We start from the raw sequence: 20023 nt of genomic DNA, 5'->3' as shown, positions 1-20023 counted from the left end.
GACCTGTATGGATGGCTAATTGGAAGCTGGGAAATGGACTCGGTCCACTACCTCCACGACGGCACAATCCAGAAATACAATGGAGAATGCCATTTTGGCTGGGTGCTCGAAGGCCGCGCGATTCAGGACGTTTGGATCAGGCCCAAGCGCCCTGCGCCGTCCACGATGTATGGGACGACTTTGCGCATCTTCGATCCTGGGATCGAGGGATGGCACATCGTATGGAACGACCCGCTCAACCGAGATCACTCACGCCAGATCGGGCGGGCCGAGGGAAAGGACATTGTCCAGCTCGGCAATGACTCGCGCGGTCTGAAAACTCGATGGCGTTTCACTGAGATCACTGCCAACAGCTTCCATTGGATCGGCGAGGAAAGATCTTTCGAGAGCGATCCTTGGCAAATCACGTATGAACATTTAGCCCGCCGAACAAAACCCTGAAGCTAGAGTAGCTGGCGTCTGCGCCCGCTCCTCCTCCGGCTGCCGACACTTTCTCCCCGTATAGCGACGAGGAGAAGAGGCAGATCGCACCGCCGGCACTCTTTTTGTAACGTCGAAAATTGGCGAAATCGTCAGCGAAAGCCTCCTTCTCCCCGTATACGGGGAGAAGTGCCCGGCAGGGCGATGAGGGCGGGGCCGAATTTAAAATAGAGTTGTAGTGCCAGCGACCCATCTCATCACAAGCAATCGAGCGGAAATTTCAAATACCGGCGGCCGTTGGATTCCGGTTCCGGCAAGCGCCCGCCATTCATGTTGACCTGCAGCGCGTGCAGGATCAGCCTCGGCATCGGCAGCGTCCTGTCGCGTGCCTCGCGCAACGCCACGAAATCGGCCTCTGTCCTGCAGGCGGCAACATGGGTGTTCTTGGATTTCTGTTCCGCAACAGTGCTCTCCCACAAGGGTTCGCGCCCCTCCGCCTGGTAGTCATGACCGACGAACAGACGTGTCTCGTCCGGTAGCGCGAGGATATCCTGGATCGAGCGCCAGAGTCGCGCGGCACTGCCGCCGGGAAAATCCGCTCTTGCCGTGCCGCTGTCCGGCATGAACAGCGTATCATGGATGAAAGCGGCGTCGCCGATCACATAGGTAATCGAGGCCAGTGTGTGGCCCGGCGAAAAAAGTACCTTTGCCGGAATGCCGCCGACCGAAAAGGTCTCGCCGTCGGCAAACAGCCTGTTCCACTGCGATCCGTCGGCAGGAAAATCCGGCCAGTTGTAGATCGCTTTCCACAATTTCTGGACGTCGATAATCTTGTCGCCGATCGCCGTAGGCGCTCCTGTCTTCTCGTTGAGATAGTGCGCCGCCGAGAAATGGTCGGCGTGGGGATGCGTGTCGAGAATCCATTCGACGACCAGCCGTTGATCTCTAACGAACTCAAGCATCGCGTCGGCATTCTTCGTCGCCGTGGCGCCGGATTTCTCATCGAAATCAAGAACGGGATCGATGATTGCGCATCGTCGCGTCTGTGGGTCGGCGACGACATACTGGATGGACCCGCTCGGCTTGTCGTAAAAGCCTGCCACCTGCAGCTTGGCCGATGTCGCGTCCAATCTCGGCTCCCTCAACGCCCACCCGGCAGGAATGGTTTTCCCTACCGGGGTAAAAGAAGAGCATGGTCGTTCGCCAGCGCCACCCCGTCAAGCACCGCATGCTTGGCCGAGGCAAAAAGGCCGAAAATCCTTCCGTGCCGTCCTAGCCGTTCAGGCTGAGGGCTGCTTGGTCTTCCGGAGATACGGCAGGATCGTCTCGTAGGCGCCGAAACGCTTGATCGCGTCCTCATTGGAAACGGCGGCGGTGATGATGACGTCCTCGCCCTGCTTCCAGTTCGCCGGCGTCGCCACCTGGTGCTTGGCAGTCAGTTGCATGGAATCGATCGCACGCAGGATCTCATCGAAGTTGCGGCCGGTCGTCATCGGATACGTGAGAACCAGCTTGATCTTCTTGTCGGGGCCGATGACGTAGACCGAACGCACCGTCGCGTTGTCGGCGGGCGTGCGCCCTTCCGAGGTTTCGCCGGCACCGGCCGGCAGCATCTCGTAAAGCTTGGCGACCTTGAGGTCCTTGTCGCCGATCAGCGGGTAGTTCACCGATTGGCCGGTCGCCTTCTTGATATCATCCTGCCATTTGCCATGGCTTTCGACCGGATCGACGGAAATGCCGATGATTTTGACGTCGCGCTTCTTGAACTCGCCTTCCAGGCCCGCCATCGTGCCGAGCTCGGTCGTGCAGACCGGAGTGAAATTCTTCGGATGGCTGAAAAGCACCGCCCAGCCGTCACCGATCCATTCGTGGAAGTTGATCGTCCCTTGCGTGGTTTCGGCCGTGAAATCCGGCGCGATATCGTTGATACGAAGGCTCATGACGTGTCCCTACCCTGTGATTGCAGCCGGCATTGACCGGCGTTGCTTTTGCCTTTCTACCACTCCCGCGTCGTCCTTCAAACGCCTGTTGCACCGGCATCGAGGCCGGCGGCGAAAAATTTTCATTGCTTCTCGGCAAATGCAGCAGGAATTTTCGCTGTGCTGGCTCAGGCCTTGTTCACCGCCAGCGTCGTCGCCAGATCTTCCATGCGCTGGGCGAGCGCGCCAAGCGCTTGGGTCAGCACCGAATCGTTCTTGTCGGCCTTGGTCAGCGCGTCGTCACGCGTCTTGCGCAGCGTCAGCACTTCGCTTTCCATGCCCTTGACGCGTTTTTGCAGTTCCGAAAGCTCGTCCATGACCATGATGCCGGCCATCACGGTCAGCCGCTGGTCGCCGATCTCGCCGAATGAGTCTTTCAGATGCGAGACATAGCGGTCGAAGCGCTCGGCAAGGTCGATCAGATGTTCTTCCTGGCCCTCGTCGCAAGCCATGCGATACTGCTTGCCGTCGATGGAAACCGTGACTTGTGCCATTGGCCTACCTGTCCAGTCCCTATCTGTCCAACACGGCGCGGATGGTTTCCATGGCGGTCACCAGCCGACGCGACACTTCCTTGTTGGCGTCTTCCAGCCGTTCGGCGCGCGCTTCGGAATTGTCGAGTTCCTGCGCCAGCCGCGAGCGATCGGCGTTCATGCGCTGCACCTCCGCCTCGGCTTCCGTATAGTCACGCTCGTGCTCGAGCTTGGCCGCGACGGCATTTTCCAGCCCCTCGATGGCCTTACCCAGCCTCGCGATGACTTCTTTGAGTGTCGTTTCCCCGGTCATGGCTTTCGTCCTGCGCCCTGCCCATCACCGAATCATCCACGTTCAGAACGCGTTATGTCTGAAACATTACCCGCCGTGTGAAGCCAACGTCAATAAAGCTCTCGCGGCTGTCCCCTGCTAACGCTAATGTAGAACCCCCAAGGCCCTTCTGGCGCCATCACAAGACCGGCAAAAGCGCCGGTTTATTGACTAACAAGATCAGCGAAAGCGCGCCGGTTTGTTGACTAAAAAGCCGCGCCTGCTATGTGTCGCGCACGCTTTTCAAGGGCGCTCCCAAAGCCCCACCCCCCACACTGGAGGAAGCATGACCTCGCGTGAACAACATGACCGGATGGCCAATGCGATCCGTTTTCTTTCCATGGACGCCGTCGAGAAGGCCCAGTCCGGCCACCCCGGCCTGCCAATGGGCTGCGCCGACGTTGCCACGGTGCTGTTCACGCGTTTCCTGAAATACGATCCGAAGAACCCGCACTGGCCCGATCGAGACCGTTTCATTCTGTCGGCCGGCCACGGTTCGATGCTGCTCTATTCGCTGCTCTATCTGACCGGCTATGAAGACATCACCCTCGACCAGATCAAGCATTTCCGCCAGTTGGGATCGAGGACGGCGGGTCATCCCGAATATGGCCATGCCGCCGGCATCGAGACGACGACCGGCCCGCTCGGCCAGGGGCTTGCCAATTCGGTCGGCTTCGCACTCGGCGAGCGCATCATGAATGCCGCTTTCGGCAACGACCTCGTCAACCATTACACCTATGTGCTGGCCGGCGACGGCTGCCTGATGGAAGGCGTCTCCCAGGAAGCCATCGCACTTGCCGGGCATCTCAAGCTGAACAAGCTGATCGTCTTCTGGGACAACAATAACATCTCGATCGACGGCCCGGTGTCGCTGGCCGACAACACCGATCAGGTCGCCCGGTTCCAGGCGTCCGGCTGGAACGCCAGCCACATCGACGGCCAGGACCCGGAAGCGATCGCCTATGCTATCGAGGCGGCGCGCCATTCCGACAAACCGACGATGATCGCCTGCAAGACCACGATTGGCTTCGGCGCGCCGACCAAGGCGGGTACCAACAAGGCGCACGGTTCTCCGCTCGGCGCAGAGGAAATCGCCGGCGCCAGGAAGTTCTTCGGCTGGGACTATCCGCCCTTCGAGGTGCCTGCCGACATCCTCAATGCCTGGCGCGACGCCGGCAAGACGAGTGTCAAGGCACGCACCGGCTGGGAAGGCCGCCTTGCCGAGGCCGACGCCCAATTGCGCAGCGAATTCGAGCGCCGCATCAGTGGCACGTTGCCAGCGAATTTCGACGCCGTCCTCACCGACTACAAGAAGAAACTCGCCGCAGACAAACCGAAGGTCGCCACCCGCAAATCGTCGGAAATGGCGCTCGAGATCATCAACGGCGCGGTGCCGGAAACGATCGGCGGCTCGGCCGACCTGACTGGCTCGAACAACACCAAGACCAGCCAGACCAAGAACATCACATCAGACGATTACGGCCAGCGCTACGTTCACTACGGCATCCGCGAGCACGGCATGGCGGCCGCCCTCAACGGGCTGACGCTGCATGGCGGCCTCATCGCCTATGGCGGCACGTTCATGTGTTTCTCCGACTACGCCCGTCCGGCGATGCGGCTTGCCTCGCTGATGGGCATCCGCTCGATCTTCGTCATGACCCATGATTCCATCGGCCTCGGCGAAGACGGCCCGACCCATCAACCGGTGGAGCATCTGGCCGCACTGCGCGCCATCCCGAACCACAATGTCTTCCGTCCGGCCGACGCGGTCGAGACCGCCGAATGCTGGCAGCTGGCCATCGAGCAGGAAAAGACGCCTTCGACGCTGGCGCTGACCCGGCAGAACCTGCCGACCGTGCGCAACGACTTTGTTGCGGAAAACCTCAGCCGCCAGGGCGCCTATGAGTTGGCTGGCGCCAATGGCGATGCGGCGGTGACGATCTTCGCTTCGGGCTCCGAGGTCGGAATCGCGCTGGCGGCGCGCGAGGCGCTCGAAAAGCACGGCCATCCGACCCGCGTCGTCTCGGTGCCGTGTTTCGAATTGTTCGACAAGCAGAGCGCCGACTATCGCAAGAAGACGATCGGCAACGCGCCGATCAAGATCGCGATCGAAGCCGGCATCCGCCAAGGCTGGGATTATTTCATTGGCGCCGACGGCATCTTCATCGGCATGACCGGCTTCGGCGCCTCTGGCACGATCGAACAGCTCTATCCGCATTTCGGCATCACCGCCGAAGCGACGGTGAAGGCGGCGGAAGCCCGCCTGCACGGCGAGTAAAAGCCAGGCACCCGCGAAACCGCGCATAATGGTTTTGCGGGCAGCCTCCGTCTGTGGACTTAAATCCAACCCATCGACGGCTGGATTCTTTGCCAGCCCGCCGTTATGAAGCTGCGGACTTGATCTTCGGCCTCCAACTCCCAGGGAGAGAAAAATGACCGTCAGAGTTGCCATCAACGGATTCGGCCGCATCGGCCGCAACATCCTGCGCGCCATCCACGAATCCGGCCGCAAGGACATCGACGTTGTCGCCGTCAACGACCTCGGCCCGGTCGAAACCAACGCGCATCTGCTACGCTTCGACAGCGTGCATGGCCGCTTCCCGCATGAAGTGACGGTTGACGGTGACCAGATCACCGTCGGCACCGAAAAATTCAAGGTCACCGCGATCAAGGACCCGACGCAGTTGCCGTGGAACGAGCTCGGCATCGATATTGCGCTCGAATGCACCGGCATCTTCACCGCCCGCGACAAGGCCGCCGCGCATCTGACCGCCGGCGCCAAGCGCGTCCTCGTCTCGGCGCCGGCGGAGGGCGCCGACCTCACTGTCGTCTATGGCATCAACCATGACAAGCTGACCAAGGATCACATCGTCATCTCGAACGCCTCCTGCACTACCAACTGCTTGGCACCGCTGGCAGCCGTGCTGCATGAGGCCGTCGGCATCGAGAAGGGCATGATGACGACGATCCACTCCTACACCGGCGACCAGCCGACGCTGGACACCATGCATAAGGATCTCTACCGCGCCCGCGCCGCGGCCCTGTCGCAGATCCCGACTTCGACCGGTGCGGCCAAGGCGATCGGCCTGGTGCTGCCCGATCTCAAGGGCAAGCTCGACGGCATCTCCATTCGCGTGCCGACCCCGAACGTCTCGGTTGTCGATTTCAAGTTCATCGCCAAGCGGCCGACGACCGTGCAGGAGATCAACGAGGCGGTGATCGCCGCCTCCAACGGCAAGCTGAAGGGCATCCTCGCCGTTACCCATCACCCGAACGTGTCGATCGACTTCAACCACGATCCGCATTCCTCGATCATGGCGCTCGACCAGACCAAGGTCATGGACGGCAACTTCGTTTCGGTGCTGTCCTGGTACGATAATGAATGGGGTTTTTCCAACCGCATGGCCGACACCGCAGTCGCCTTCGGCAAGACCATCGCCTGATCGCAGAACCATCTTCTCGCGACTTCGAAAACGCCCGGCTCTGTCCGGGCGTTTTCATGAGAGCGCCCAGCGCCCTTCTGGATGCGCAAACGACGCTCTAACGGTTTGTTTGGCAAGACAGCGCCTAGAACACCAAAACACTCAATAATCAGCGGCATAGGGCAAAAAACCACCCTCACGCCTTGCACCGGTCATGTCTTCGCCTCACTCTCCCGTAAAGCGAGAGGAACACGAATTCGAGGGGCAATTGGCGGATGGAGCATGCGATCTATCTCGTGACGCTGGTCGGCGCCGCACTGGTCGTCGCCGCCGCGTTTTCGAGCCTGATCGCCTTCCGCTTCGGCGCCCCTCTCTTGCTGCTGTTTCTCTGCATTGGCCTGGCCACGGGAACCGACGGCCTCGGCATCCAATTCGACAATGCGCGGCTGGCTTATTTTGCCGGCTCACTGGCGCTGGCGGTCATCCTGTTCGATTCCGGTTTCGGCACGCCGCTCAACGCCTTGCGCCAGGCGGCCGGACCGGCACTGTCGCTGGCGACCATCGGCGTCCTTTTGACCACTGGCCTGTTCGGCGTCGTCGCCTATTATCTGCTCGATCTCAGCTGGCTGGAATCCTTCCTGCTCGGGGCTGCTGTCGCCTCGACCGACGCGGCAGCAGTGTTCTTCCTGTTGCGCGCCGGCGAGATCAATTTGCGCGAACGCGTGCGTTCCACGCTCGAGGTGGAATCCGGCACCAATGACCCAATCGCCATCTTCCTGACCATCAGCCTGGTCGAGATCATCGCCGCCAACGCCAGTCCCGAGGCCAGGGTGCTGGTTACGGATCTCGTCCTCGGCTTCCTTCTCAATATGGGGCTTGGCGCCATCGTCGGCATTTTCGGCGGCCTCGCCATCGTGCGTCTTGTCGACCGGCTCAATCTCGACCATGGGCTGCTGCCGATCTTCGTGCTGACGCTGTCGCTGATGGTGTTCGCCGCCGCCGGCGCCATTGGCGGCTCCGGTTTTCTGGCGGTCTATATTGCCGGCCTTATTGCCGGCAATTCCGACATTCGCGCAGTCACCATCCTCAAGCGCTTCCAGGACGGCATGTCGTGGCTGGCACAGATCATCATGTTCCTGGTCCTCGGCCTGTTCGCGACGCCCTCGCAATTTCCGGCGATCCTGCTGCCGGCGGTGCTGCTGGGCCTGTTCCTGATATTCGTGGCGCGGCCAGTTGCCGTCTGGCTTTGCCTGATGCCGTTCCGTCTGCCGCGCCCGGAAGTCGCCTTCGTCTCATGGGTGGGTCTGCGCGGCGCCGTGTCGATCCTGCTCGCCATCACGCCGCTGCTTGGCGGGCTTGAGAACGGCCGTCTCATCTTCAACACCGCCTTCATCGTCGTGCTGGTGTCGCTGGTCATCCAGGGATGGACCGTCGGACCGCTGGCACGCCGCCTCGGCCTGATCGTGCCGGCCCGCCTAGGCCCGTTGGACAAAGTCGAACTCGAATTGCCGGGCTCCGCCCACCACGAGCTTCTGGCCTATCGCGTAGCACCCGGCAGCCCGGTGGCGCGCGGCGAGCGCATTCCGCGCTGGGCGCGGCCGTCGCTGGTGCTGCGCGACGGGCGCTCGATGCGCTTCCAGGACATGGGTAGGCTCGCCGCCGGCGACCATGTCTACATTTTCGTGCCGGATCGCTATCCAGCCCTGCTCGACAAGCTGTTCGCCAGCCGGGCCGTGGTCGATCCCGAGGACGCGGACTTCTTCGGCGCCTTCGCCGTCGATCCGGCGCGCTCCGCCGCGGAACTTGAAGCCGCTTACGCGCCGGGCCTGACCGAGGAGGAACGCAAGCTGACCGTCGGCGACCTGGTGACGGAGCGGCTCGGCGGTCACGCCGAATATGCTGACCGCGTGCTGATTGGTCCGATCGAGCTGATCGTCCGCGATGTCGACGACAAAGGCAAGATCACTGGCCTCGGTCTTTCCCTCGAGCCGACCGCGCCGGTGGCACGGGTGCCGGTGTTCCTGAGTGCTGGCGAGATCGCCGACCGCGTCGCTGGCTTTGTGCGCAATTGGCGCAAGCGGATCAAAAAGCAGAGTGCCGAGGCGCCGGACGACGCGGAACGGTCTCCACAGCCGGTGCTGGAAAGGGCAACCGACGAGGGCTGACTGCTCCCGACACATGCCGTGTCATATTTTCCGCGTAGCACCATTGCAGGTCTTGCATCGTCGTTGATGCGGGGTAAGGTCCCGGCGATTTTTCGCGAAAGGGAACAGCATGGCCGGCTTCAAGACACTGGACGACATCGGCAACATCGACGGCAAGCGTGTGCTGGTGCGCGTCGACCTCAACGTTCCCGTCGCCGACGGCAAGGTGACCGACGCCACCCGCATCGAGCGCATCGCGCCCACCATCGCCGAGCTTTCCGGCAAGGGCGCCAAGGTCATCCTGCTTGCCCATTTCGGCCGGCCCAAGGAGGGACCGTCGCCCGAATTCTCGCTTGAGCCGATCGCCAAGGCGAGCGCGAAGGTGCTTGGCTGCCCTGTCGGCTTCGCGCCGGATTGCATCGGCGACGCAGCGGCAAGCGCCGTCGCCGCCATGAACAACGGCGACGTGCTGCTGCTCGAAAACACCCGCTTCTACAAGGGCGAGGAGAAGAACGACGCGGCCTTCACCGAAAAGCTCGCCGCCAATGGCGACATCTTCGTCAACGACGCCTTTTCCGCCGCCCACCGCGCCCATTCTTCGACGGAGGGGCTCGCACACCTGCTGCCGGCCTTCGCCGGCCGTACCATGCAGGCCGAACTCGACGCGCTGGAAAAGGGCCTCGGCAATCCCGTCCGCCCTGTCGTCGCCATCGTCGGCGGCGCCAAGGTGTCGAGCAAGATCGACCTCCTGATGAATCTGGTGAAGAAGGTCGACGCGCTGGTCATCGGCGGCGGCATGGCCAACACCTTTCTCGCCGCGCGCGGCACCGATGTCGGAAAATCGCTGTGCGAGCATGATCTCGCCGGGACCGCCAAGCAGATCATGATCGAGGCCGCCGAAGCCGGCTGCGCCGTCATCCTGCCGGTCGACGGTGTCGTCGCCGGGGAATTCAAGGCGGGCGCCGCCAGCGAAACCGTCGCCATATCAGAGGTGCCGGCCGATGGGATGATCCTCGATGTCGGCGAAAAGACCGTGAAGACCGTTGCCGACTGGATCGACCGCGCTGCGACGCTGGTCTGGAACGGTCCGCTCGGCGCCTTCGAGATCGAACCGTTCGACCGGGCGACGGTGGCGGCAGCCAAGCACGCCGCGGCCCGCACCAAGGCCGGCAAACTGGTCTCGGTGGCTGGCGGCGGCGACACGGTGGCAGCACTCAACCATGCCGGCGTCGCCGACGACTTCACCTATGTCTCGACCGCCGGCGGCGCCTTTCTGGAATGGATGGAAGGCAAGCCGCTGCCCGGTGTCGATGTGCTGAAGCGCTGAGGCCCTGGGGCGACAGGCGAACGAGGGGCGTTTGCGCGTTTCAATCGATTCGAGCTTTCCGCTTGGAATGGTTCGACTTGAACCTGCCTTGCTCTAGTGGTCTGCTAGGTTGGAACAAACGGTTCAGGAGGATGCACAATGAGCGAACGTCTCGAGGACATTGCCGCCGCGATGGTGGCCGACGGCAAGGGTCTTTTGGCCGCCGACGAAAGCTCCGGCACCATCAAGAAGCGCTTCGACGTGATCGGCGTCGAATCGACCGCCGACAGCCGCCGCGACTATCGCGAGATGATGTTCCGCGCCAAGGAGGCGATGGCCAGATACATCTCCGGCGTCATCCTCTACGACGAGACTATCCGCCAGAAGGCCGCCGACGGCACGCCGCTGGTCGACATCATCAAGGCGACCGGCGCCATTCCAGGCATCAAGGTCGATACCGGCGCCAAGCCTCTCGCCGGTTTCCCTGGCGACACGATCACCGAAGGCCTCGACGGCCTGCGCGAGCGGCTCACCGACTATTACAAGCTCGGCGCCCGTTTCGCCAAATGGCGTGCGGTGATCGACATCGACGTCGCCAAGGGCGTGCCTTCAGCCACGTCGATCGGTTCGAATGCGCATGCGCTCGCCCGCTATGCGGCGCTTTGCCAGGAGGCCGGCATCGTGCCGATCGTCGAGCCGGAGGTGCTGATGGATGGCGCCCATGACATCGGCACCTGCTACGAGATCAGCAAGGCAACGCTGACAAAACTCTACACCGAGCTCTACGCGGCCCGCGTCGTCCTCGAAGGCACCATCTTGAAGCCGAACATGGTTCTCGCCGGCAAGAAGTCGGGCAAGACCAGCAGCCCCGAGGAAGTCGCCGAAAAGACCATAAGACTGTTCCGCGAAACGGTGCCGGCCGCAATCGGCGGCATCGCCTTTCTCTCGGGCGGGCAATCGGACGAGGAGGCGACCGCCAACCTCAATGCCATCAATGCCATCGGCCCGCATCCATGGAAGCTGACCTTTTCCTATGGCCGCGCCTTGCAGGCGGCGCCACAGAAGGCCTGGAGCGGCAAGGCGGCCAACGTTGCCGCTGCCCAGGCCGCTTTCGCCCACCGCGCCCACATGAACCATTTGGCCGCACTTGGAAAATGGCAGCCGGACCTGGAACAGGCCGCCTGACCGGTTTTTTTCTGCCTTCGTCCGAACCCGGGCCATGTGCCCGGGTTCAATTATGCTCAAAAAACCGACGGCCGTGTCGGCTTGCGTTGAGCCCCAACGTCCTTGGGGCTCAAAGAGGAGCAGACTCATGCCAAACAACAAGATCGTTTCACGGGAAGACTGGTTCCAGGCGCACAAGGCGCATCTGGCCCGCGAGAAGGAATTGACGCGATTTCGCGACCGCATCGCTGCCGAACGGCGGGAATTGCCCTGGCTGAAGATCCGGAAGGACTATGTCTTCGAGACCGAACAGGGCCCGAAGAAACTGGCCGGCCTATTCGGAGGCGCAAGCCAGCTGATCGTCTACCACTTTATGTTCGGGCCGGGCGCCGATTATCGTTGCGAAGGGTGTTCCTTCCTTGCCGACCATATCGACGGCGCCAACCAGCACCTCAAGCACCACGATGTGTCGCTGGTCGTGATCTCGCGGGCGCCGTTGGCCGAATTTCTGCCCTACAAACAGCGCATGGGGTGGAAATTCGACTGGGTGTCGTCCTACGCGTCAGACTTCAACTTCGACATGCAGGTTTCCTTCACCGACAAACAGATCCAATCAGGCGACACGACCTACAATTTCGAGCAGCGCGCGCTGAAATCGAAGGACCTTCCCGGCATCAGCGTGTTCTACAGGGATGAGAACGGCGACATCTTCCTGACCTTCATGTCGCGCTCCAGGGGCGGCGATCCGCTGATCGGCGCTTATCACTATCTCGACCTGACGCCGAAAGGCCGCAACGAGACAGGTCCCTACCACAGCCTGATGGACTGGGTGCGGCTGCACGATGAATATGCAGACATGCCCGAGGTGCAGGACGCCTGTTGCCATTGACGACGGGCAGTCGACGCAAGGGCTTTCGCCTCTAGCCCGATATGCGCTAAGTGCTGCTCGCTATGCCCTTTAACGGACTTGCCCCATTAACGGTTTGCGATGCAGCGCTTTCTTGCCCTCCTCACCTGGCTCGCCTTTCCGGTCTATGTCTGGCAGGGGCTCGGCGTGCGCCGCCGCACCACCCGCATGCTACCGGCGCAAGGTCCGGTCATGCACGAGATATCAGGCCAGGCTCCGGCGGTCTCGCTTCTGATGCTTGGCGATTCTTCCGCGGCCTCGGTCGGCATCGGCAATTCCGAGTACGGGCTGGCCGCGCAACTGGCCGAGCTAATCTCGAAACGCACTGGCCGTGCGGTGCGCTGGCGGGCAGCCGGCTTCAACTCGGCGACCTCGGGCCAGATCCGCGACCACGTGCTGCCCAACCTGTCGGCCGATCCCTGGACGCATATCGTGCTTGCCATCGGCACCAACGACACCAAGAACTTCCACTCGGTGCCACGCTTCAAGAGCGATTTTGGCGGCCTGCTCTACGCGTTGCGCGCTAAATGGCCGGAGGCGCGCGTGGTGTGGTCGCCGGTGCTGGAATTCACCCGGGCGCCGGCAATGCCGCCGCTGCTTGGAACGATCCTGGAGATCCGCGCCGCCGAGATGAACCGGATGGGCGAGCGCCTCTGCCTCGAACGCGGCGCAGTGCCGGCGCCGCGCCTGCCGATCACCGATGCCGAAGCCGGTTTTGCCTCCGACGGATTTCATGCCTCGGAAGCCGGCTACCGGGCCTGGGCGGAACATCTCGTCGACCTGGTGCTGGCCAACGAACCACGCGTAGCGTAGCGGGGCCGCCAGCTCTACGTCCAATGCCCCAGCGCCGCTGTTATCGAAATCGCCGCCATCGCCAGCACCGCCAGCTTCCAGAAATCGCTGCGCCGCTTCAGCCCCGGCCAGCCGAGCGGCTTGATCAGCTGGATGACCATCATGATAATGATAACGAGCGCGAGGAGTTTCGACATGCCGCTTTTGACTAGCGCATCGGCCCGAAAATCGATATCGATTTTCGGAAAGCACGATGCGTAGATTCAAAGGTGCTGGAGCGTCCTTTGCGCGTCCAGAAGGACGCGCGGCGCTCTAGTATCACGGCCGGCTGTCAAAGCGCTCCGCTCATGCCAGATCGCCATCACGCTGAGAGGTGCTATGCCAGCGGCTTGAGGCCGGCCTCGATCGAGGCCCGCTTTGGTTCGAGGAAGGGCGGCAAGGCCAGACTTTCGCCCAGCGTTTCCAGCGGCTCGTCGGCCGTGAACCCGGGGCCGTCGGTGGCGATCTCGAACAATATGCCGTTCGGCTCACGGAAATAGAGCGAACGGAAGTAGTATCGTTCGACTTCACCGCTTGACGGCAGGCGGAATTCGGCCAGCCGTGCCGTCCATTGATGTAAGGTCTCCCGGTCCGGCGCCCTGAATGCGACGTGGTGGACCGCCCCGGCACCTTGCCGTGCCGGCGCCAGGCCCGGCTGCACCGCGACATGAAGTTCCGCCGCCGGGCCGCCTTTTCCCATCTCGAAGACATGAACCTGGCCCTGACCATCCGGCGAGACATAATCCCGCGCCTTGTGCATGTTCATCACCCTGGTCAGCACCGCTTCGGTGTTGGTGATGTCGGGAACGCTGATCACGATAGGCCCGAGCCCGCGTATCTGGTGCTCGATTGGGACCGGGCTTTGAGCCCAGGGATGACTGTCGCCCTTGCCGCCATCGCTGACGAGACGCAGGCGCTGGCCTTCTGGGTCTTCGAAATCCAGCGACGGGTAGCCGCCAACATCGCCGATCTCTCCCGTCGCGACGGTCTCGCCGGCCAGGCGCTCCTTCCACCAGACAAGGCTTTCGGGGCTGGCGACCCTCAGGCTGGTCCGCACGATGCTGTTGGTGCCGCGCCGTTCGCGTCCGACCGGCCAATCGAAGAAGGTAAGATCGGTGCCAGGCGTCGCCTCGGCGTCGGCATAGAAAAGGTGATAGGCTGACGTATCGTCCTGATTGACCGTCTTCTTGACCAGCCGCAGCCCCAAAGTCCCGGTGTAGAAACGAAGGTTTCCCGGCGCATTCGCGGTGATAGCGGTTAGATGGTGGATTCCCGTCAGTTGCAGGCCCATGGTCGTCTCCCTGATCTCTGGAAAATTTTTCTCCTTCAATATCAGAACGCCGAGCCTATCGCAGAAGGATGCGAATTCCGACAGTCCGTCGCTGCAAGCTGAACGATCTCAACCCTGACAGCGACCTGCGATGAACAAGCCGGCGTGCCGCGCACCGGCGAGCTCGGGAAGACAACCGGCAGCATCACCAAAGGCCATCAATCCTCCTGACAGACTGCTGTCAGGAGGGGTGTGCGATAGTGTCTCCATCAACAGAGAGGAGACCAGTTATGAACGGTTTTACCATTCTGCGCAGCGTACAGCACTATGTCGGCAAGATCAGGACGATGCGCAACGAGATCCGCACCCGGCGTTTCATGAATGGCTTGCCGCAGAGCATCCGCAAGGACATCGGTTGGCCGGATAATTACGAAGGCCGCCACGGCCGCGGCCATTGAGGCGATTTTTTCGCGGCAGCAGTTGGATGCGGACGCCACAGCGCCCAGATAAATAAGTCCGGCGGGCCGAAAGACGGAGCAGGAAATGTCCGAACAGAAGACCATCGGCGTCCTTTTCATCGATCGCTTCGCCGACTGGGAATACGGCTTGCTGGCGGCTTCGGCGGTCGAATGGTTCGGTGCGCGCGCGGTGTCGCTGACCCCGAACGGCAAGCCGGTGACCTCGGCCAGCGGATTTGTGCTGACGCCCGACCGCTCCGCCGAGGTTGATGAAAACACCGATCTCGACGCCGTCGCGGTCATCGGCTCCGACCAGTGGGTCGATGCCCCGCCTGATGTCTCCGGACTGCTGACGGCGATTGCGGCGCGCGGCGGCGTGGTCGGCGGCATCTGCGCTGGAACGCTGGCACTTGCGCGTGCCGGCCTGTTCGACAAGGCCAAACACACCAGCAATGGCCGTGACTGGATCAATGAAAAGGAACCGGGTTACCCGGGCGCCCAGAACTATCAGGACGTGCCCTTTGCCGTCGCCGACGGCCGCATCGTGTCCGCGCCGGGTTCGGCTCCCGGCACCTTCGCTCTTACCTATTTGAAGACGCTCTATCCCCAGAGAAGCAGCGACGTTGCTGAGATGCGTATGCTGTTCGCCAAGGAGTACGCTGAAGGGGAATATGCTGAAGCCTCCTGACAGTATGGTGTCAGGAGCGGCGTGCAATAGTGCGGCGGTATCAGGAGACAGACATGGCCTTCATCCCTGCAAAAGCTTCGGCATGGTTCGAGATTCCCGTCACCGACATGGATCGGGCGCGCGCCTTTTATGGGTCGGTGCTCCAGAACGATCTCATTCTGGAGGAGAGCGGCCCGAACCCGATGGCCATGTTCGTCGCCCAGGACCGAACGGCCTCCGGGCACATCTACCCCGGGAAACCCGCGGCACCGGGAACCGGCCCGACCATCCATCTGTCGGTCGCCAGACCGATCGAGGACGCTATGGAACGGGTGAGGCAGAACGGCGGTCAGGTCGTCTCGCCGGCGATCTCCATCCCGGCCGGCACATTCGCCTATTGCCTAGACCCGGAGGGCAACAGTTTCGGCCTTTTCGTTTAGAGGTGGAAGCAACCGGAATGGTGAAAAGCTGGAACGACAGGCTGAACACGCCAGGCATCAACGGTATCAAGCCGACGCCGCCCACTGTTGGCGACGTCGTCGAGGGCCAGCCGATGCTGGTGCCGACGGCACGGCTGGTTGATGATTTCATCCGCTCCATTTCAAAGGGCGTGGCCATGGATGTCCGCGCATTGCGCACTGCGCTCGCCATCGAGCACGGCGCCGAAGTGACATGTCCGGTCACCATCGGCTATCATCTGCGCACTGTCGCCGAGGCAGCCAACGAGGATCTGGAACGCGGCATGACGCTGAGCGACATCGCGCCGTTCTGGCGGGTTCTGGATGCAAAGACGCCGACAACAGCGAAATTGTCCTTCGGCGCGGCATTCGTCGCCGCGCAGCGCAAGCGAGAAGGGCTCGAACCATAATGCATGTCGCCCAAAAGTGGGAACCGGTTTTTGGAACAACGACATGCATAAAAATAACATCGAGGGACCATACGATGCGCCGCGCCGACAGGCTCTTCCAGATCGTGCAGCATCTGCGCGGTGGCCGTCTGGTCACCGCCCAGAAGCTGGGCACGTGGCTCGAGGTTTCCGAGCGAACCATCTACCGCGACATCGCCGACCTGCAGTCGACGGGCGTGCCGATCGACGGCGAGGCCGGCGTCGGCTACATGATGAGGGAGGGTTTCGACCTTCCGCCGCTGATGTTCACGCGTGACGAGATCGTCGCGCTGGTCGCCGGCGCCCGCATGGTGCGCGCGTTTGGCGGCGCTGCCATGGCGCGGGCCGCCGACGAGGCGCTGGTCAAGATCGGCGCCGTGCTGCCCGATGCAGAAAAGGACCGCATCGCCCGCACCGAAATCCACACGCCGATGTGGGTGGTGAGCGACGCCGCCCGCGAAGCAATCGACCTGATCGAGCGCGCAGTGGAGAAACGCCAGGTGCTGACTATCGACTACTCCGACGAAGCAGGCCGCGGCACCGCGCGCGACATCAGGCCATTGGGCCTGTGGTTCTGGGGCAAGGTGTGGACGCTGGTCGCCTGGTGCGAGATGCGCGACGATTTCCGCGCTTTCCGTATCGATCGCATCGCTTCGGTGGTCATAGCCGGCCGCGTCTTCAAGCCGGAGCGCGGCAAGCAGCTCGCCGATTTCTATCGTGCGGTTGAGCGCAGCGAGGATTACGGCATGGCACCGGACCGAGCCGCGCAAACCTAAATTAGGTGACGTCTTCCCCCTCCCCTTGTGGGAGAAGGTGGCCGAGCGAAGCTCGGTTGGCTGAGGGGTGCTGGACGGATCGCGGCGTTGGCGTTTCTTCCAACGGCCTCTTCCGTCTGGCGCTGCGCGCCAATCCACCTTCTCCCACAACAAGGGGAGAAGGCAGGTGCCCTCACCTACTCCTCGTCGTCCTTATCCTCGTCCTTCGACTTCAGCGCCGAAAGCTTGGCGAAGACCGCGTTGGCGTCGAGCTCCGCATCCTCATCCTTTGGCTTCTCCGCTGCCGGCACGAGGCGCTCGGTCAATGCCGCCGGCAGCAGCGTGTCGCCGGCCGGCTGTGCCTGCTCGCGGCCACGCGAGGCGCGGTTGACTTCCATGTCGAGGTCGATCTGCGAGGTGAGACCCAACGTCACCGGATCCATCGGCTGCAGATTGGCCGAGTTCCAGTGCTTCCTGTCACGGATCTGGTCGATGGTCGACTTGGTGGTGCCGACGAGGCGCGCGATCTGCGCGTCCTTCAGCTCGGGATGGTTACGCACCAGCCAGAGGATGGCGTTGGGCCGGTCCTGGCGTTTCGACAGCGGCGTGTAGCGCGGACCCTTGCGCTTGGATTCCGGCACCCGCACTTTGGGGTCGGACAGCTTCAGCCGATGGTTCGGGTCCTTCTCGGCACGTGCAATCTCGTCGCGGGTCAGCTGGCCGGTCATGATCGGGTCCATGCCCTTGATGCCCTGCGCCGATTCGCCATCGGCGATCGCCTTGACCTCGAGCGGATGCAGCCCGCAGAACTGCGCGATCTGCTCGAAGGAGAGCGCGGTGTTGTCGACCAGCCAGACGGCAGTCGCCTTGGGCATCAGCAGCGTATTGGCCATTATGAGATATCCTTCTCGTTCGCCCGCGTTCCCGCGCGGGCGGTGGTTTAGAGCCACCAAAATGGGAAATTCGCTGCGTATATAACCACTCCGTTGCCGTTTCGCAACGGTTTTGGAAGGCACTGTCGTAAGCATGGCTGCAGGACCGGAGAATGCAGAAGTTTGTGGGAGTGTTGCGCCGCTGGGGGCGTGGAACTTTTTGCAGCATCTTGCCGGCGCCTTCGTGGCACCGATCGATCATCGCAGCTGCTGCTGCACGGACTTCAAAACGACAAAACCCGCCGGACAGGGTCCAGCGGGCTCGGAACCGGCGACGGGAAACCCGTCTGCTGCGGCTCTGGCTTCTAAAGCATGATCTCGGACCGCTTTCAGGCGAGATCACGCTTGAGATCAAAGCGCCTTGCGGGCGATCCTCTCGATGTCACCACGGTTGATGCCGAGGTCGTTGAGCTGACGGGCGTTCAGGCGGTTCAGTTCGCGCACGGTTTCATTGTACATGCGCCAGTTACGGAAAGCACGGATCGGGTTCATGGTAGTCCTCCATCGTTTCGATGCCGCTCAAATAGGCATCGTTGATGAAAAGTTGAACAGACGCTTTTGCATGGCCGCAATGCGTTTGTTGCATTGCACAATTAAGCCTTTGTTCAGCTTGTTTGCCGACCGTCAGCCGACATCGAGCACGATCTTGCCGATGTGGTCGCCGTCCTCCATTCGCTCATGCGCCCGCCACGCTTCCTTGAGCGGGAAGATCATGTCCATGACGGGTGCTACCTTGCGGGTGCCGAGCAGCGGCCACACCTGCGCCTCCAGCGCCGCGGCGATCGCCGCCTTGAATTCGACGGTGCGCGGCCGCAGCGTCGAGCCGGTGTGGGTGAGCCGCTTGACCATCATCTTCGAGAAATCGGCGCTTGCCACCGCCCCGCTCTGCGTGGCGATCTGGACTATGCGGCCTTCCACCGCCGCGGCCTCGTAGTTTCGCGCCACATAGTCGCCTCCGACCATGTCGAGGATGACGTTGGCACCCTTGCCGCCGGTCGCGTCCTTGACCGCCGCGACGAAATCCTCCTCACGGTAGTTGATCGCGCGGTCGGCGCCAAGCTTCAGACAGGCGTCGCATTTCTCCTGGCTGCCGGCGGTGGTGATGACATAGGCGCCGAAGGCCGAGGCGAGCTGGATCGCCGTGGTGCCTATCCCGGACGAACCGCCATGGACGAGCAGCGTCTCGCCGCCCTTCAGGCCGCCGCGCTCGAAGACATTATGCCAGACGGTGAAGTAGTTTTCCGGTACCGCCGCCGCTTCCGTGTGGGTAAAGCCGGCGGGCAGCGGCAGCACGCTGCCGGCATGGACCTTGACGTATTCGGCATAGCCGCCACCGGGTGTCAGCGCGCAGACCCGGTCGCCGACACGCCACCGTGATATCTCGTCGCCAAGAGCTGCAACTTCGCCCGACGCTTCGAGGCCCGGCAGGTCCGACGCACCGGGCGGCGGCGGATAGACGCCCTTGCGCTGCTGCACATCCGGCCGGTTGATACCGGCAGCGCGCACCCGGATCAGGATTTCGCCGGGACCGGGCACGGGCACGTCGCGCGTTTCCGGTTTCAGCACTCGCGGTCCGCCGGGTTCCGAAATCGCAATGGCCGTCATCTTCGCCGGAATTTTGTTCTGTCCACTCGCCATGAGTTTTCCCGTCTCGCTTCGCCAGTTTCTTTCCAGCTGCCGGTTTTCTTGCCGACTGTTTGCATCCATGCCCCTGCCCTATGTATGCTGATTGCCAAATCAGGCAAATGGCCACTGCAGCGTCGGGCGTTCGAATTGGACGCGCAGAGGTAGCAGTTGATTTTTTGCGCATGAGCGAGGAGCGACGATGGCGATCTTCGACGACGAACCCAAAAAGAAAGCCCGCCCGCATGAGATCGGGCAGGATCTGTCGCTGCTTTCCGTTGATGAACTGTCCGAGCGGATCGCAATCTTGCGCGACGAGATCGCCCGTCTCGAAGCCGAGCTCAAGACCAAGAGCACCACCAAATCAGCGGCCGAGGCGCTGTTCCGCCGCGGATAGTTTCCAGAGCCGAAGCGCCCGCCGCCGAAAAGCTCGAATATTCAGACCCTCCCTAAAT

23 protein-coding genes are annotated in these 20023 nt (G+C 62.3%); 14 read left to right on the top strand and 9 right to left on the bottom strand.

The features are described 5' to 3' along the window. Positions 1-33 precede the first annotated feature (33 nt). On the top strand, positions 34-441 hold the full coding sequence (locus tag A9K68_RS06490) for a hypothetical protein (protein WP_246811306.1): 408 nt from the start codon (positions 34-36) through the stop codon (positions 439-441). A 236-nt stretch (positions 442-677) separates the two neighbouring features. Here the strand turns inward: A9K68_RS06490 and A9K68_RS06485 are convergent, their stop codons facing one another. The 4 genes from A9K68_RS06485 to A9K68_RS06470 form a co-directional block, all read right to left on the bottom strand. Next, positions 678-1550, bottom strand: coding sequence for an MBL fold metallo-hydrolase (locus tag A9K68_RS06485; protein WP_065007494.1), 873 nt, complete (start codon positions 1548-1550; stop codon positions 678-680). A 150-nt stretch (positions 1551-1700) separates the two neighbouring features. Continuing rightward, positions 1701-2360 (bottom strand): peroxiredoxin, encoded by a 660-nt coding sequence (locus A9K68_RS06480; RefSeq protein WP_065007495.1) that lies wholly within the window; start codon positions 2358-2360, stop codon positions 1701-1703. Positions 2361-2527: 167 nt separating this feature from the next. Continuing rightward, positions 2528-2893, bottom strand: a complete 366-nt coding sequence (locus A9K68_RS06475; RefSeq protein ID WP_023797070.1) for a cell division protein ZapA — start codon at positions 2891-2893, stop codon at positions 2528-2530. A gap of 19 nt (positions 2894-2912) precedes the next feature. After that, positions 2913-3185: a DUF4164 domain-containing protein gene (locus tag A9K68_RS06470; protein WP_023797069.1), complete on the bottom strand. Its 273-nt coding sequence runs from the start codon at positions 3183-3185 to the stop codon at positions 2913-2915. 304 nt (positions 3186-3489) lie between these two features. Between A9K68_RS06470 and tkt the strand changes: the two genes are divergently transcribed. The 7 genes from tkt to A9K68_RS06435 all read left to right on the top strand — a co-directional run bounded on the left by tkt (position 3490) and on the right by A9K68_RS06435 (position 12959). Continuing rightward, positions 3490-5481 carry a transketolase gene (gene tkt, locus A9K68_RS06465; RefSeq protein WP_065007496.1) on the top strand — a complete coding sequence of 664 codons (1992 nt, stop codon included), beginning with the start codon at positions 3490-3492 and terminating at the stop codon, positions 5479-5481. 154 nt (positions 5482-5635) lie between these two features. Next, positions 5636-6646: a type I glyceraldehyde-3-phosphate dehydrogenase gene (gene gap / locus A9K68_RS06460; RefSeq protein WP_065007497.1), complete on the top strand. Its 1011-nt coding sequence runs from the start codon at positions 5636-5638 to the stop codon at positions 6644-6646. 254 nt (positions 6647-6900) lie between these two features. Then, positions 6901-8790 carry a potassium/proton antiporter gene (locus tag A9K68_RS06455; protein WP_065007498.1) on the top strand — a complete coding sequence of 630 codons (1890 nt, stop codon included), beginning with the start codon at positions 6901-6903 and terminating at the stop codon, positions 8788-8790. Positions 8791-8899: 109 nt separating this feature from the next. Continuing rightward, positions 8900-10096, top strand: a complete 1197-nt coding sequence (locus tag A9K68_RS06450) for a phosphoglycerate kinase (protein ID WP_065007499.1) — start codon at positions 8900-8902, stop codon at positions 10094-10096. Between the two features lie 138 nt (positions 10097-10234). After that, complete coding sequence (locus A9K68_RS06445) at positions 10235-11260, top strand: class I fructose-bisphosphate aldolase (RefSeq protein ID WP_065007500.1); 1026 nt, start codon at positions 10235-10237, stop codon at positions 11258-11260. Between the two features lie 127 nt (positions 11261-11387). Beyond that, a complete protein-coding gene (locus tag A9K68_RS06440) occupies positions 11388-12128 on the top strand; it encodes a thioredoxin family protein (RefSeq protein WP_065007501.1) in 741 nt (246 codons plus the stop codon). 99 nt (positions 12129-12227) lie between these two features. Next, positions 12228-12959, top strand: a complete 732-nt coding sequence (locus tag A9K68_RS06435; protein ID WP_065007502.1) for an SGNH/GDSL hydrolase family protein — start codon at positions 12228-12230, stop codon at positions 12957-12959. A gap of 14 nt (positions 12960-12973) precedes the next feature. Here A9K68_RS06435 and A9K68_RS31250 read toward each other — a convergent pair whose 3' ends face one another. Both A9K68_RS31250 and A9K68_RS06430 read right to left on the bottom strand, forming a co-directional pair. Further along, positions 12974-13135, bottom strand: coding sequence for a hypothetical protein (locus A9K68_RS31250; RefSeq protein WP_082982283.1), 162 nt, complete (start codon positions 13133-13135; stop codon positions 12974-12976). A 179-nt stretch (positions 13136-13314) separates the two neighbouring features. Beyond that, a complete protein-coding gene (locus tag A9K68_RS06430) occupies positions 13315-14268 on the bottom strand; it encodes a ring-cleaving dioxygenase (protein WP_065007503.1) in 954 nt (317 codons plus the stop codon). Positions 14269-14537: 269 nt separating this feature from the next. Here A9K68_RS06430 and A9K68_RS31245 point away from each other — a divergent pair, with 269 nt between their 5' ends. The 5 genes from A9K68_RS31245 (at position 14538) to A9K68_RS06410 (ending at position 17034) form a co-directional block, all read left to right on the top strand. Beyond that, positions 14538-14705: a hypothetical protein gene (locus A9K68_RS31245; RefSeq protein ID WP_082982284.1), complete on the top strand. Its 168-nt coding sequence runs from the start codon at positions 14538-14540 to the stop codon at positions 14703-14705. 85 nt (positions 14706-14790) lie between these two features. Beyond that, positions 14791-15393, top strand: coding sequence for a DJ-1/PfpI family protein (locus tag A9K68_RS06425; protein ID WP_065007504.1), 603 nt, complete (start codon positions 14791-14793; stop codon positions 15391-15393). A gap of 53 nt (positions 15394-15446) precedes the next feature. Next, on the top strand, positions 15447-15812 hold the full coding sequence (locus A9K68_RS06420) for a VOC family protein (RefSeq protein ID WP_065007505.1): 366 nt from the start codon (positions 15447-15449) through the stop codon (positions 15810-15812). A 17-nt stretch (positions 15813-15829) separates the two neighbouring features. Next, positions 15830-16240: a hypothetical protein gene (locus A9K68_RS06415; RefSeq protein WP_065007506.1), complete on the top strand. Its 411-nt coding sequence runs from the start codon at positions 15830-15832 to the stop codon at positions 16238-16240. 74 nt (positions 16241-16314) lie between these two features. Beyond that, positions 16315-17034: a YafY family protein gene (locus A9K68_RS06410; RefSeq protein ID WP_065007507.1), complete on the top strand. Its 720-nt coding sequence runs from the start codon at positions 16315-16317 to the stop codon at positions 17032-17034. 176 nt (positions 17035-17210) lie between these two features. On the opposite strand, the gene A9K68_RS06405 is transcribed toward A9K68_RS06410, so the two are convergent. The 3 genes from A9K68_RS06405 to A9K68_RS06395 form a co-directional block, all read right to left on the bottom strand. Beyond that, positions 17211-17906: a DUF1013 domain-containing protein gene (locus tag A9K68_RS06405; RefSeq protein ID WP_065011317.1), complete on the bottom strand. Its 696-nt coding sequence runs from the start codon at positions 17904-17906 to the stop codon at positions 17211-17213. 390 nt (positions 17907-18296) lie between these two features. Next, positions 18297-18437 carry a DUF1127 domain-containing protein gene (locus A9K68_RS06400; RefSeq protein ID WP_065011316.1) on the bottom strand — a complete coding sequence of 47 codons (141 nt, stop codon included), beginning with the start codon at positions 18435-18437 and terminating at the stop codon, positions 18297-18299. Positions 18438-18569: 132 nt separating this feature from the next. Then, positions 18570-19583 carry an NAD(P)H-quinone oxidoreductase gene (locus A9K68_RS06395; protein ID WP_065011357.1) on the bottom strand — a complete coding sequence of 338 codons (1014 nt, stop codon included), beginning with the start codon at positions 19581-19583 and terminating at the stop codon, positions 18570-18572. A gap of 187 nt (positions 19584-19770) precedes the next feature. Between A9K68_RS06395 and A9K68_RS06390 the strand changes: the two genes are divergently transcribed. After that, positions 19771-19965 (top strand): DUF1192 domain-containing protein, encoded by a 195-nt coding sequence (locus A9K68_RS06390; RefSeq protein WP_029348741.1) that lies wholly within the window; start codon positions 19771-19773, stop codon positions 19963-19965. Positions 19966-20023: the final 58 nt, after the last annotated feature.

The sequence above is a fragment of the Mesorhizobium sp. AA22 genome, from assembly GCF_001672375.2.
Lineage (GTDB): Bacteria > Pseudomonadota > Alphaproteobacteria > Rhizobiales > Rhizobiaceae > Mesorhizobium > Mesorhizobium wenxiniae.
This window is presented reverse-complemented; position numbering and strand designations above follow the sequence as displayed.